Source organism: Cystobacter fuscus (assembly GCF_044360685.1).
Classification (GTDB): Bacteria; Myxococcota; Myxococcia; order Myxococcales; family Myxococcaceae; genus Cystobacter; species Cystobacter fuscus_C.
Window position 1 is genome coordinate 6102203 of sequence record NZ_CP043491.1, and the last position, 13963, is coordinate 6116165.

General features: G+C 68.3%; 9 protein-coding genes. 4 read left to right on the plus strand and 5 right to left on the minus strand.

Features of this window, described 5'->3' with window-relative positions; all coding sequences use genetic code 11:
• Positions 1-31 precede the first annotated feature (31 nt).
• On the plus strand, positions 32-784 hold the full coding sequence (locus tag F0U63_RS25055) for an amidohydrolase family protein (protein ID WP_395833124.1): 753 nt from the start codon (positions 32-34) through the stop codon (positions 782-784).
• A gap of 70 nt (positions 785-854) precedes the next feature.
• Here the strand turns inward: F0U63_RS25055 and F0U63_RS25060 are convergent, their stop codons facing one another.
• The 4 genes from F0U63_RS25060 to F0U63_RS25075 form a co-directional block, all read right to left on the minus strand.
• Positions 855-3812 (minus strand): hypothetical protein, encoded by a 2958-nt coding sequence (locus tag F0U63_RS25060; protein WP_395833126.1) that lies wholly within the window; start codon positions 3810-3812, stop codon positions 855-857.
• Positions 3813-4111: 299 nt separating this feature from the next.
• Positions 4112-6265 (minus strand): xanthine dehydrogenase family protein molybdopterin-binding subunit, encoded by a 2154-nt coding sequence (locus F0U63_RS25065; protein WP_395833128.1) that lies wholly within the window; start codon positions 6263-6265, stop codon positions 4112-4114.
• Positions 6266-6269: 4 nt separating this feature from the next.
• The gene (locus tag F0U63_RS25070) at positions 6270-7259 is read right to left on the minus strand and encodes an FAD binding domain-containing protein (RefSeq protein ID WP_395833130.1); all 990 of its coding nucleotides are present in this window, start codon (positions 7257-7259) and stop codon (positions 6270-6272) included.
• On the minus strand, positions 7256-7801 hold the full coding sequence (locus tag F0U63_RS25075) for a 2Fe-2S iron-sulfur cluster-binding protein (RefSeq protein ID WP_395833132.1): 546 nt from the start codon (positions 7799-7801) through the stop codon (positions 7256-7258). Before F0U63_RS25075 ends, F0U63_RS25070 begins: the two co-directional genes overlap by 4 nt.
• Before the next feature lie 96 nt (positions 7802-7897).
• On the opposite strand from F0U63_RS25075, the gene F0U63_RS25080 reads away from it, so the two are divergent.
• From F0U63_RS25080 to F0U63_RS25090, 3 genes are all read left to right on the plus strand, one after another.
• Positions 7898-8806, plus strand: coding sequence for a LysR substrate-binding domain-containing protein (locus tag F0U63_RS25080; RefSeq protein ID WP_395833134.1), 909 nt, complete (start codon positions 7898-7900; stop codon positions 8804-8806).
• A 148-nt stretch (positions 8807-8954) separates the two neighbouring features.
• Positions 8955-11312 (plus strand): hypothetical protein, encoded by a 2358-nt coding sequence (locus tag F0U63_RS25085; protein WP_395833136.1) that lies wholly within the window; start codon positions 8955-8957, stop codon positions 11310-11312.
• A 158-nt stretch (positions 11313-11470) separates the two neighbouring features.
• Entirely contained in the window at positions 11471-12433 is a 963-nt protein-coding gene (locus tag F0U63_RS25090; protein WP_395833138.1) for a class I SAM-dependent methyltransferase, read from the plus strand.
• 90 nt (positions 12434-12523) lie between these two features.
• Here F0U63_RS25090 and F0U63_RS25095 read toward each other — a convergent pair whose 3' ends face one another.
• Positions 12524-13696 (minus strand): hypothetical protein, encoded by a 1173-nt coding sequence (locus tag F0U63_RS25095; protein WP_395833140.1) that lies wholly within the window; start codon positions 13694-13696, stop codon positions 12524-12526.
• Positions 13697-13963: the final 267 nt, after the last annotated feature.

Consider the following 13963-nt stretch of genomic DNA (forward strand, 5'->3'; position numbering starts at 1 on the left):
GGGCGGTCCCACACCAGAAAGGAGTCGCGGCATGATCATCGACGCACACGCGCATCTGTGCCCCAAGCCCTATGGCTCGGTGGAGCACTACCTCTCGCAGTTGGAGCGCAGCGGCATCAAGCAGGGCCTCGTCTGTCCAGGGGGCATGGTGGATGTCCGCCGGATGAACGAGTTCACCTCCGGCAGGCGCCAGGCCGACCCCATCCCCTGCAATGACTACATCCAGCAAGCCGTGCTCGCCCATCCCGGGCTGGCCGCCGTGGCGTGCCTGGACCCGCGCCAGCCGCACGCCCCGGAGGCGCTGGAGGAATGGGTGTCCCAGGGCTTCCGGGGCCTGCTCGTGAGCCCCCTCGTCCACCCGTTCTCGTTCCTGGACGAGAGCATGGCGGCGCTCGCGTCGCTCTGTGGCGAGCGCGACATTCCGATCGTCTCCCACACCGGATTCCGGCCGGGGGCGACCCCTGGAGACTTCATCCAGCTCGCCCGGCGCTTTCCCAGGACGTACTTCCTCCTCGAGCACATGGGCGGGCCCCAGGCGGACATGGCCGTGGTGGACGCAGCCGCGAGCCTCGACAACTTCTTCCTGGAGACGTCCCTGGGCACCTTCATGCACCTGCAGGAAACGGTGAAGAAGACGGGCGCGAGCAAGATTGTCTTCGGCTCCGAGTTCCCCATGTCCCACCCAGGACTGGAGCTCAAGAAGATCCACCTGCTGCCCGTGTCCGAGGCCGAGCGCGACCTCATCCTTGGCGCCAACGTCCAGACGCTGTTCCACCTGCACTGACCTACGGCGAGTGAGTGTGTGCCGGGCGGCCCGGCCATCCCCCATCGGTGGAAGGCCGGGCATGCCAGAGTCAAGGCGTCTGGACGATCCGCGCCTGCACTCGCTCACTGTGTGCGTTCGCCGAGAGATCCGTGCCCCGGTAGACCAGGAGCGAGCTCTGTCCACCCATGGAGGTCAGCGCGGGCGTGTTCTCTCCGAGCGCTCCGGCCGCGAGGACGAAGCTCTGGGTGTCCAGCAGCGTGCCGGTATCGCTCACCCGGGCCCCGTAGATGTCGCCCAGGTACAGGTCCGTGCGGTGGTCCTCCCAGGCCACCAGGAAGCTGTCCCCGTCATGCGTCACCGTGGGGAAGGACTTGTAGTCGTTGGTGGGCAGCGTGAGGGTGGCGATGGCGATGCCGCTCGTGTCGAGCACCGTGCCCGCGCCGCTCACCCTTGCCCCGTAGATCTCCGGCCTGCCCACGCGCCAGTCATCCCAGACCACCAGGAAGTGCATCCCGTTGTGGGTAATGGCGGGGTGCTCCTGGTTGCCCGCCGCGGTGGAGATGGCGATGCCGCTCGTGTCGAGCACCGTGCCCGTGCTGCTCACCCGGGCCCCGTAGATGTCGTTATCCGCGTTGCGGCCGTCCTGCCAGACGACCAGGAAGTTCGTGCCGTTGTGGGCCACCTTGGGATACAGCTGGGAGGAGGTTGCGGTGGAGATGGCGATGCCGCTCGTGTCGAGCACCGTGCCCGCGCCGCTCACCCGCGTGCCGTAGATGTGGCTCCCCCCATTGCGGCCGTCCTGCCAGACGACCAGGAAGTTCGTGCCGTCATGGGCCACCGCGGGACGTCCCAGGTGCGTGTTCTGGCTGGCGAGGGCGATAGGCGTGGTGTCCACCACGCTTCCCGTGGAGCTCACCCGCACGCCCCGGATGCCGACGGACGAGCCCCCGTAGTACTCCTGCCAGACGACCAGGAAGTTCGTCCCATCGTGGGCCACGGCGGGATCGAAGGGTTGATCGGCATTGTTGGGCGAGAGACGGATGCCGCTCGAGTCGAGCACCGTTCCGGTCTCGCTCACCCGCACCGCGTAGATGTCCGAGCCGGTGTGCCGGTGGTCCCGCCAGACGACCAGGAAGTTCGTCCCATCATGGGCCACCACGGGCGTGTACTGCCCATTGCCCGCCACGGAGATGGGGAGGGCGGGGGTGTCCAAGGCAACGCCCGCGCTCGTCACCCGCGTGGCGAGGATGTCGGTGTTCCGGCCCCCACTGGCATAGCCTCCCCAGGCGACCAGGAAGTTCGTCCCATCGCTGGCCAGCGACAACCTGCTCGTGAAGCTGAACATGGGCGCGATGAGCAGATCACTCGGGTTGAGCACGGCGCCCGTGTTGCTCAGCCGGGCCCCGGAGAGGGTGGAGGCCTGGGTGTCGTGCCACACCACCAGGCAGTCCGTGCCCGAGCGCGCCACTTGCGGCGCGCGCTGGTTGTTGCCATGGGTGCTGAGGGCGATGCCGCTCGGGTTGCGCACGACGCCCGTGGCGCTCACCCGCGCGCCATAAATGTCGGCGTTGCCGTTGCGTGAGTCCTCCCAGACCACCACGAAGTCCGAGCCGTTGTAGGCCACCGTGGGGCGCTCCTGCGCGTTGACGGCCACGGAGATGAGAATGCCGTTGGTGTTGAGCACCGTACCCGAGCCGTTCACCCGCGTGCCGTAGATGTCGAAGACGCCGCTGCGCGAGTCCTGCCAGACGACCAGGAAGTTCGTGCCGTTGTGGGCCACGGAGGGCGCGAGTTGCTCGTTGGCGGCGGTGGAGATCGCGAGGCCCGAGGGGTCGAGCACCGTGCCCGCGCCGCTCACCCGGGTGGCGTAGATGTCGAAGTTCCCATTGCGCTGGTCCTGCCAGACGACCAGGAAGTTCGTGCCGTCATGGGCCACGGCGGGGGCGCGCTGCACGCCCGGTGCGGTGGAGAGAGCGATGCCGCCCGGATCGAGCACCGTGCCCGTGCTGCTCACCCGGGTGGCGTAGATGTCGTTTTGGGGCCAACCCTGCCAGACGACCAGGAAGTTCGTTCCATCGTGGGCCACCGCGGGCGCGTGCTTGTCATGGAGCGCGGTGGAGAGGAGCAGGCCCGTGGGATCCAACAGACTTCCCGCGCCACTCACCCGGGCGCCGTAGAGCTCGGTGTACCCGGCGTGGCGGAAGTCCTCCCAGACGATGAAGAAGTTCGTCCCGTCGTGGGCGACCACGGGCGCGGCCTGGTCATTGTCCGTGTACGCCGACACCGGCGTGTCCATGCCGAACTCCGGCGAGACGATGGGATCCAGCACCGCCGGATAGGCCGAGGCATCCACCACGGGCGCCGGTACGCGCAGCACGATGGCGTCTCCCTCGAAGCGGGCGGGCACGGGCGTGCGCTCGCCCCGCGCGTCCACCCAGGTGCCATGGCCATAGCGCACGCCCAGGCCCGTGCCGCCCTCGGCGAAGTGCAGTCCGCCGGCCGTCTCGCCAAGGAACCGTCCGCCCTCCACGGGCACCCGGACCTCAAGCGCCTCCGTGCCCTCGGGCCGCCGCTCGAAGCGCCAGCTCTGCTCCACGCCGTCCGCGCCGTTGCGCAGGTGCTCCACCACCTCGCCACGCTGGATGCTCAGCTCGCCCGAGTCCTCCACCCGGCCGCTTCCCGCGGGCCCCGACAGCACCATGCCGCCCCGGCTCACGCGGGCCGCGCCCAGATGCACCGGCGCGCCTTCCTCGGCGGCTGGAGCGGCGCCGCGCCGCGGCTCCGCGCGCTCCCCTGAAGGCTTCGGGTAGTGGTAGGGCGTGACGCTCAGCCCGAGGCTGTCCGCGCGCACCGCGTAGGTGTCATGGCCTCCCCGCCAGACCGTCCCCTCGGCGCGGAAGGCGAAGTGCACCCGCTCCATGATCTCCTGCACGTCGAAGGGAGCCGCCGGAGCCCCGGACTCCACGGGCGCGGCGGGAGGCGGGCGCGTGTCGTGCTCACAGCCCGAGAGGAAGCAGGCCACCAGCATGCTGGCGGCCCAACTCATGCGTGTCTTGAAACCCATCATCGTGATGCCTTGTCTTCCGGAAGGAGATCCATCCACCATGGCCCAGAAACCCCTGGCCAGGAAAGGACCCCCATACGTGTCCGGAGTGACAGGGTTGTCTTCGACTGGATTTGTTGCCTCCGAGGCTACAACTATCGCCGCCAGCCATCGACCACGTCGGGTTGAGGCGCCCACCGAACCCGGCGTATGTTGCTTGTCTGGGGAATCGAGGGTTCATGCGCCGCGCTCTCACACTTTTTGTTCTGATCAGCGGGCTCGGCATTTCGCTGCCTGGCTGTTCAGGGGGCCGGCAGTCCGGGGAATAGCTTGTCCAGTGTGATGGGGAAGTCGCGCACGCGCACCCCCGTGGCGTTGAATACCGCGTTGACGACCGCGGCGCCGCTTCCGCAGATGCCCAACTCGCCAACCCCCTTGATGCCGAGTGGGTTGGCGTCCTTGTCGAGGTCGTCGAGCATCACCGCGTCGAGGGCCGGAATGTCGGCGTGGACGGGCACGTAATACTCGCCCAGGTCGCCGTTCACGAAATGGCCGAACCGCGCGTCCACGTGTCCCGCTTCGTGCAGGGCGGCGCTCACGCCCCAGATCATGCCGCCGACCAACTGAGAGCGGGCCAGCTTGGGATTGAGGATGCGGCCGGCGGCGAACACCCCCAACATCCGGCGCAGACGCACCTCGCCGGTGTCGATATCCACACCCACCTCGGCGAACGTCGCACCATAGGTGTGCGCCGAGAATTTCGTGAAGTTGGGGTCATCCCACTGACCCACGATGGAGCCTTCTGCCTCGACGCCGTCGGGGAAATGGGCCGCGACGGCCGCGGTGAGCTCCGCGCCCGAGGAGACCAGCGCCCCTGTTCGAGCGATCTTCTGTTTGAGGGCCTCACAGGCGCGATGGAGCGCGACGCTGGTGTTGGCGGCACCCCATGAACCTCCCGAGCCGCTGCTCCGAGGAAGGTCCGACCGCGCCAACATCACCTGGATGCGTTCGAGCGGAACGCCCAGGCTCTCGGACACGAACTGGGCGAGAATGGTGTAGGTGCCGGTGCCGATGTCGGTCATGTCGGACTTCACGATGACCCCACCGTCACGCTCCATCCGGACGATCACCCGCGTCGGTCCCTGGAAGTGCATGCGGATCGCCGCCGCCATGCCGTAGCCGACCAGGAAACGGCCATCGCGCAGGGTTCCCGGACGCTTCGGCCGCCGGTTCCATCCGAACCGCTCCGCGCCCACACGCATGCACTCGACCAGCCGCCGGCCCGTCAGGGGAACGTTGCGCTCGGGATCCAGTTCGGGCTCATTGCGGATCCGCAACTCAATGGGGTCCATGTCCAGCAGATGGGCCAGCTCATCCATCGCCGATTCGACGGCCATCAGCCCCGGGAGCTCGCCCGGTCCGCGGACCGCCTCGCCGACCGGCAGGTCGAGGGGGGTCACCCGATGGTTCGTGAACCGGTTCGGGGCCGCGTAGAGCGAGCGCGCGACGGTCGCCGTCTGCTCGCAATACTCCTCGCGCGAGGTGCTCTGCATGTTCACCTCATGCGCGAGCGCGGTCAGCCGGCCATCGCGCCCGGCGGCGAGCCGCACCCGCTGGAGGGTCTCGGGCCTGTGGCCCACCAGCGAGAACATCTGACGCCGGCTCAGTGTCACCTTCACCGGCAAGCCCAGTTGGCGTGCGGCGAGAGCGGCGAGAATGCTGTCGCAGTGGACATAAAGCTTGGTGCCGAAGCCGCCACCCACGAAGGCGGAGTCGATGTGGATCCGCTCCTCCGGGATGCCGAGGGTGTTGGCGATCGATGTCCTGGAATAGGCGAGCGCCTGGAAGCTCGCGTGGAGCGTGAGGTCTTCGCCGTCCCAGCGCGCGACCGTGGCGCACGGCTCCATCGGCATCGAGAACATATGGGGGGTCGTGTAGGACTGGTCGAGCTTGACGGGGGCGTCCGCGAAAGCGCGATCGAAATCACCCAGCGCGGTACGGGTCTCCAAGCCGATGTTGGCGGTCTTGGGGGCGTAGGCGCGCTCCGGGTGGCTCGCCAGTTCATAGGCGCCTTCCTCGACCACGTATTCGATGTGGAGCAGACCGGCAGCGGCGCGGGCCTGTTCGAGGGTCCTCGCCACCACGAACGCGACGGGTTCGCCGAAGGAGTCCACCCGATCGCTCGAAAGAACCGGCCTGGCCCGGGTGAAGGACACCGGATTGTCGTTGTCGAGCCTGCCCTGCCCGGGCGCGTTGCGATGGGTCATCACCAGCAGCACGCCGGGTGCCCGCTCGGCCCTGGAAGTGTCGAGCCGGGTGATGCGGCCCTTGCCAATCGCCGCTCCGACGATGTGGCCGACGACGGGCTCACCGGAGTCCCGCCGCTCATAGGAGTATTTCGCGCCACCGGTGACCTTGAGTGGACCGTCGGTGCGGCTGAGGCCTTTGCCCATCATCGAGTCACCCTCCCCTGCTTTCCGACAGTTCGGTCAGCGTGCGCACGATGGTCCGCCTGGCCAGTTCGATCTTGAAGTCATTGCCGTGATGGCCGCGGGCTCCTTCGAGTGCGGCGTTCGCGGCCGCCTCGAAAGCTGCGGCCCGGGGGCGTTGGCCCACCAGGGCCGATTCCGCGGCCGCGGAGCGCCACGGGCGAGCGGCGACACCGCCCAGCGCCAGACGCGCGGTCTGGATGATGCCGTCCCGGAGCTCGAGCACCGCGGCGACCGCCACCAGTGCGAAGGCGTAGGAAGCCCGGTCACGGACCTTGCGGTAGCGCTGGCGACCGAGACCACCGGCGGGAAGACGCACGGCACGGATGAGTTCGCCCGGCTGCAATCGGGTTTCGATGTGCGGCGTCGTCCCCGGCAGTTCGTAGAAATCGGCGATCGGGATGCTCCGGACCGCTCCCGTGCTCGACAGGATCTCGATCTCCGCATCCAGCGCGGTGAGCGCCACGGCCATGTCGGACGGATGCACGGCGATACAGGCTTCGCTGGCACCCAGGATGGCGCTCATGCGGTTGTGACCCGCGAGCGCCGCGCAGCCCGAGCCGGGAGCGCGTTTGTTGCAGGCCATGTGGGTGTCGTAGAAGTACGGGCACCGTGTGCGCTGAAGCAGGTTGCCGCCGGTCGAGGCCTTGTTGCGCAACTGAGCCGAGGCGCCGGACAGCAGCGCCTGGGACAGCAGCGGGTAGCGCTCGCGCACCAACGGATGGCCGGCCAGCTCGCTGTTGGCCGTCTGGCTGCCGATGAACAGGCCGCCGTCCTCGCTGGGGACGATCTCCCGCCAGGGCAGACGGCTGATGTCGACGAGATGGCGCGGCTGTTCGACTCCGGCCTTCATCAAATCCAGGAGGTTGGTGCCACCGCTGATGAAGGTGGCGCCGGGCCTGGCCCGGGCGGCCAGGGCGGCTTCGGGGCTCGTCGCCCGCTCGTAGACGAAAGGCTTCATGGTTTGGCCTCCATGGCATCGCGGATGGCGGCCACGATGTTGGGGTAGGCGGCGCAGCGGCAGAGGTTTCCACTCATCCGCTCGCGGATTTCCTCGTCGGTCACCGCACCGAGCGGAGCGCTGACATCCCGGGTGACATGGCTGGGCCATCCGGCCTCGAGCTCCGCCAGCATCCCGACCGCCGAGCAGATCTGCCCCGGCGTGCAGTAGCCACATTGGAATCCGTCCCGCTCGACGAAGGCGGCCTGCAGGGGATGCAGTTCCCGGGGCGTGCCCAGGCCCTCGATGGTGAGGATCTCATCCCCCTCGTGCATCGCCGCCAGCGTCAGGCAGCTGTTGATCCGGCGACCGTTCACGAGGACCGTGCAGGCGCCGCACTGGCCATGGTCGCAGCCCTTCTTGGTTCCGGTCAGGGCCAGATGTTCGCGCAGGGTGTCGAGAAGCGTCGTACGCGAGTCCAGAGTGACGTCATGCGCCTGGCCGTTGATCCGCAGGCGCGAGACCACCGTCACCGGCTCCAGGTCCAATCCATCGGCTGTCATAGGTCTACTCCCGAGTGGTCCCGGAGCCAAAGTAGGAGGACCCAGCCTCCACCGCGACCTTCCAATGGTTGATACGTTGGTTAGAGTGGCTAACCAATGAGGGATGAACTCGGAGGACTGGAGGCGTTTCTGTCCGTCGCGGAGAAGAGGAGCTTCAAGGCGGCGGCGGCGGAGCTCGGCGTGACGAGATCAGCCGTGAGTCAGACGATCCTCCAGGTGGAGGAGCGGCTCGGCGTCCGTCTGCTGCAGCGAACGACCCGGAGCGTGGGCCTCACCGAAGCAGGCGAGCGCCTCTACCAGGGGCTGAAGCCGGCGTTCGCCGACATGCGCGCGACACTCGAATCCCTGAACGAGCTGCGGAGCCGGCCCTCGGGAACGCTCCGCCTGAACGTGGCGTCGATCGCGGAGGACTTTCTCTCCGAAAGCACGCTCGCGGAGTTCCTGGCGGAGTACCCGGACATCAAGCTCGACATCCTCGTCGATGACGGCCCCCCGGACATCATTCAGCAAGGCTTCGACGCGGGGGTCCAGCTCGGCGAAATCATCGACAAGGACATGGTCGCCCTCAGCATCTCCAGCGAGCAGCGGCAACTGGTGGTCGGGTCACCGGGCTACTTCGCGGCCCACGGCAAGCCACGACACCCGAGGGATCTCCACGCACACGCCTGCATCGGATGGCGGATGGCGAATGGTGCAACCTACCGCTGGGAGTTCACGGAGAAGGGGAAGGACTTCGAGATCGCCATCGACGCCCGCGTGAACACGAACGAGAAACACTTGATGCTGCGTCTGGCGTGCGACGGGGTCGGCCTCACGATTGGAATGGAAGATACCTTCCGTCCCTACATCCAGCGGGGCGAACTCCTCCCCGTCCTCGAGGACTTCTGCCCACCCTTCGCGGGCTTCTACCTGTACTACCCGAGCCGCGCGCAGATTCCGCTCAAACTCAAGGCCCTGGTCCAGTTCCTTCGCAAGCGTGCGCGTTCCCGAGGGGGAAGAAGGTAGCCAGCGCCCAGGGGAGCACCCGGCCCCCCGGGAAGAGCGCGGGGCTGGGGAGGGGCCTCGCCTGGGGCTGCCGGGCTGTCCTCCTACCTGGAAGGCTCCCGCAACTATGCCGGGGATCCCACCGCTTCACTGTAGTAAGTAGGCGGGAATGGTACGTACTTCAGTGCTGGTGTTCATGGGGTTCCTTGCCTTCGCCTCCCTCGACGCATCCGCCGCGCCGCCCGAGGCGGCTGCCGCGAAGTCCGTGGCGGAGGCATCGAAGCGGCTCGAGGGTGCTCGCGCCGCTCTCACGACGGCCGTTCAGCGGATCGAGAAGGATCCGCCAAGCAATGCCGACCTCGATGCGGCCCTCGCGGCGGTGGAAGCGCTGAAGAGCGCGCTCGACGCGGGCGCGAGCTTCGAGACGGCGGATCTCGACTACGCCAGAGCCGTCCTCGCGGCGCGCAAGGAGCTCCGGACGCAGCGCGAGTACGTCGAGGGGCGCCGAGCCAAGGTGCACATCTTCGACTCTCGCCGGCGCATGGATGAGGCGCTGGCGACCCTGAACGAGCGCATGGCGAAGTTCTCGGGGAAGGAACCCGGCCCCAAGGAGATGGACGAGGCTCGGGCCTCGGTCGATGCGCTCAAGAAGCTGGCGGACGAGAGCCGGCCCCTGACGAAGCAGGATGAGAAGTTCGCCGCGTACATCTCCGAGATCGACGCGACCCTCGCCCGGCACCAGAAGGCGATCGATGACCGGTGGTTGGCGCAGTCGGCGCAGAAGCAGCGCGGACTCCTGGACGACAGCCGCAAGGCGCTGGCCGCCGCGGTCGCCGAGCTGGGCAAGGCCTGGTCAGACGAGAAGTTCTCGGCCACCGACAAGGCGATCACGGCGCTGCAGAAGCAGATCGACGAGGGCAAGCCGCTCGAGGAGCGCGACAGGGCGTATCGCGGGGAAGCGGACAAGGCTCGCGCCGAAATCACGCAGGCCCGGCGCAAGATGGAGGAGTCGGTGGCGCAGGCGGGTGTCTCGCGCGTCAAGGCGGAGATGGGGCCAGCCCAGGAAGCGCTCGTCGCGGCCGCCAAGGCGCTCCGTGCCCGGAAGCCGACTCCCGAGCAGTTCGCCGAGGCCAAGACCGCGGCCTTCGTCGTCCGCAAGCTGGTGGAGAAGTACGAGCCGCAGGCCGCGGCCAGCCAGTCGATCGCCCAGTATCTCACCGAGGTGAAGAACACGCTCACCGAGGTCGAGGTGTCACTCGAGGTTCGCGGCCTCGATACAGCCCGCGCCGACTTCACGCAGGCCCTGCGCAATCTCGAGAGGCGGAGCGTGACCCCCGAGCAGTTCGAGGAGGCCAACACGGCGATGGTCATCCTGCAGAAGACGCTCGAGACGGCTCACACGAAGAACCCCGCGGTCAGCCCCTCCGCCGCCGAAGCGCGTCAGCTGCTCAAGGATGGGAAGGCGACCATCGAGCGGCGCCGGTACGAGGTTGATCTGCAGCAGCAGCGCGCGAAGGTCGACGAGGCGCGCAAGAACGCGACGGCCCTGGTCGCCGGGATCCAGAAGGAGAAGCCCTCGGACGCGCAGATCCAGGAGGCCGAGAAGGCCATCCAGCAGATCGGCGTGGTGCTGGAGGCCGGCGTGGCCTTCGTGAAGAAGGACCGCGACTACGCGCTGTACGCCAAGGAGTCCAAGGAGCGCATGGCGGAGCTGACCGATCGCGTCAACCGGCGGAAGATCGTGCTGGCCGCGGCGGACGCCCGCGTTCAGCTCTCCGAGCGCCTGGCCACGGCGAAGGAGAAGCTCGAGGCCGCCAAGCCCGCTACCGCCACCGACGGCGACATCGATGCGGCCTCGAAGGTCGTGGACGAGCTCATGCAGATGTTCGACGCGCGCGCGGAGCTGGAGCGGCAGGACGCGGGCTACGCGTCGTACGCGGAGCGGGCGCGCAACGACATGGTGAAGCTGATGGAGGCGCTCGATTTCGCGCGGCAGGCGCGGCTGTTGCGGAAGACCACCGGTGAGGCCCTGGCCGCCGCCAACGCGACGTCGGAGGCGGCTGCGTCCGCAGCGGACCTGCGCAAGAAGAAGGATCTGTACGCGAACGCGATGGACAAGCTGAAGACCTGCCAGGACGAGGGCGCCAGGATGGTGAAGGAGAACGCGGGCCTTGCGGGGATCGACGTGCTCATCGGCGGACTGCCCACGCGGCCCCAGGACGTGATGGCGCAGTGTGCCCAGAAGGCCGCGTCGCTGCAGGAGCCCCAGAAGAAGGTCGACGTGCAGATCCGGTTCGAGGACGGGCCGAAGAAGGCATACGATCTGGCGAAGTCCCTGCTGTCCAAGGGGCGCAAGAACGAGGCGCTCGATCAGTACAACGGTTGCGTCGCGGAAGGGCGCATCCTGGAGAACCGGTATCCCGACTTCAAGGATCACAAGTTCAACGTCAGCGGCACCAGCATGAGCGTGCTCGAGCTGATCCAGGTCTGCGTGAAGGAGCGCAAGCCGCTGCAGGCGGCCCGTTGAGGGTGTAGTCCTCCAGCATGTAGGCCGTCCGGAAGGGGGCTCTTCGGAGCCCCCTTTTCCGCTCAGGGGCAGTCGAGCGCGTTGGCTGCGAGGAGCTGCTGAGGCGTGTCCGGCATAGCGGGTAGGTCACTCCGCTGGGTGCAAGAGAGGCGGGACTCATGAGCGATGACGTCTTCCATATCTGGAATCACTACCGCACCGGGGGCCTCGGAGCCGCCGCTCGCGCCGCGGCGTCCCATCCCGAGAGCCTCCTCTACCTGGCGCTGCTGGCCTTCGCCGATGAGCGCTACGCCGAGGCAGCTGCCTTCGCGGAAGGCGCGGCGAGGGCTGACCCGGAGGCGTTGCTACCCCGTGCGGCGGCGGTCTACCTCGCCCGGGTGGCCCGGGAAGGCAAGCGCGACGTCTACGTGTCGGCGGAAGGTTTCAGTGTCTTCATCCGAGGCGGTGGCAACGTACCGTTGTACCAGGAGACGAGTGCGGCGCTGGCCCGCTGCTACCCCAGCGAGCCCTTCGAGCTTCTCGACATCGGCGTCGGCGACGGGATGGCGATGCTGCCCGCCCTGACGCCAGCGGTCCGGCGGGTGACCCTGGTGGAGCCCGCGGCCCCACTGCTCGCGCGCACCACCCAGGAACTCACCACACGGGGCGTGACGTTCGACGCCTTCGCCGGAGGTCTGCGGGAGTTCGTGGCGGAACCCCGCGCGCAGCCGCGCCACTGGGAAGTGGCGCAGGCCACCTTCAGCCTGCAATCCCTCGCTCCACCCGACAGGCTCGCTTCGCTGAACTGGCTACGTGCCCGGTGCGAGGTGCTGCTGATCGCCGAGTTCGACCCTCCGCGAATGGACGAGCCGCTGAGTCCCGAAACCGTGAGGCATGTGCTCGCCCGCTATGGCGAGGGGCTGGCGGAGTACGCGGGTGCGGACTTCGAGACGGTCGCTCAGGGCTTCTTGATGCCGGTGCTGTTCGGCTACGCGGATCGCGGCATGACCCGCACCAACTTCGAGCAACCCATCGCCCACTGGGAGCAACTGCTCCACGAGGCTGGCTTCGCGCGAGTCGACCGCAGGTTGCTCTATCCCTACTGGTGGGCACCGGCATGGCTGCTCGTGGCGCGCTCGTAGCCGGGCGAGTTCTCCGTCCGGCGTCAGCTCCTCCAGCCGCGGAGGCCCCACGGCAACGGTGCGGCCCCAGCCGTGGCCAGCACACGGCGCTCAGGGCGCGCAAGCCGCCGTGCCGAGCGCGGTGGCGAGGTGGGTCCAGGCGAAGTAGGCGAAGCCCGAGACGCGCAGACCGTTGCGGAACGGGCGGTCGTCGGCGCGGTACGCATCGAGCACGGTGGTCTCGGCGAGTTCGAGCGCGTCCGTGGAGCGGTTGTCGGAGAACCAGCGCCCGGAGAAATCGCACTCGGCCGAGAAGATGGGCCACACCTGGACGGGGCGGCTCCACTCCCGCGAGAGGAACTCGAGGCGGGTCTTGAGGTACGGGTAGGCGTTGCTGGGCGTCGCCACGTAGGCGTGCAGCAGGACGATGTCGACCCGCTCACTCAGGGTGCGTGCCTGATCCGCCGAGAACCATCCCAGGTACGTGGCCACCACGAGGCCCGCGTCGTTGGCGAGCGCCCGCATGTGTTCGAGCAGGCGGAGGTAGTCGCCCCAGCGCACGTCGGCGGGCTCCGTGCCGTTCCAGAACTCGTGCTCCGTGAGCAACCCGTCGAACCGGGAGGTGGCCGCAGTGGCGGAGTCCGCGAGGTAGGTCCGCACGGCGGTGACCGCCTCCGGTGCCGCCACGATGGCGAAGACGCGCGAGACGCCCGCCGCGTGGGCCCGGGTGATGAACGCGCGCAGTGCCGCCGTCCGGCCGGTATTTCCCAGGATCTGGTTGAGGCGGTAGATGCCAAGCTGGTTGATGCGGCGGGCGGCGACGAAGCTCCAGAAGGCGTCCTGCTCTGCCTTGGGGGCGTCGAGGAGCGCATCCGTCTGGTCCACGTAGAGCAGCCTCGGGCGCTCGACGACATCGAGCGTCCATGCGGCGGCGGCGCTGTAGCGGTTGGCCTCATCGAAGGCCAGGGCCTCCACGTGGAAGCGCCCCTTCGTGGGGAAGTGGATGCCGCGCCAGAAGGTCGCATCGTACGCGGTGGAGTCGGGCAGCGCGCCGCGGTGCTGCGCTCCGAGGTAGCCGCCGTCGAGGTACCACTCGGAGCCGAGCAGCCCACCGGTCGGGCTGGTGGCCCGCGCGGCGAAGCCGACGCGCTCTCCTCGGTGGATGACCGCGGTCCCCGAGGGCGTGGGGCCTACGCGCTCGAGCCGGGGCTGCGCGAGCCCCACGAGTGACGTGAGCAGGACGAGCGCCGCGAGCACTGCATGGAGGGGGTGACGTATCCGCATGGGCATGGAGTGTAGATGAGGCGGCCACACGGGCGTACTACACTGGCGCGTACTTCACGCTGCGCCCGGGCTTCGGGCACGCCAACCTGGGGCGCTGGGACAACCGCATCTCCTCGACCCGGGGCACCCGGTGCGGCAGCTGGACGCTGCTCACCGAGTTCCCCAACTTCCAGGGCCGCCGGCTGTGGCTGGGCCGCAACTGGGCCGTCCCCAACCTGAGCAGCTACCGCATCTACCCGTACTTCTGGCCGTGGTGGTACCGGCAGA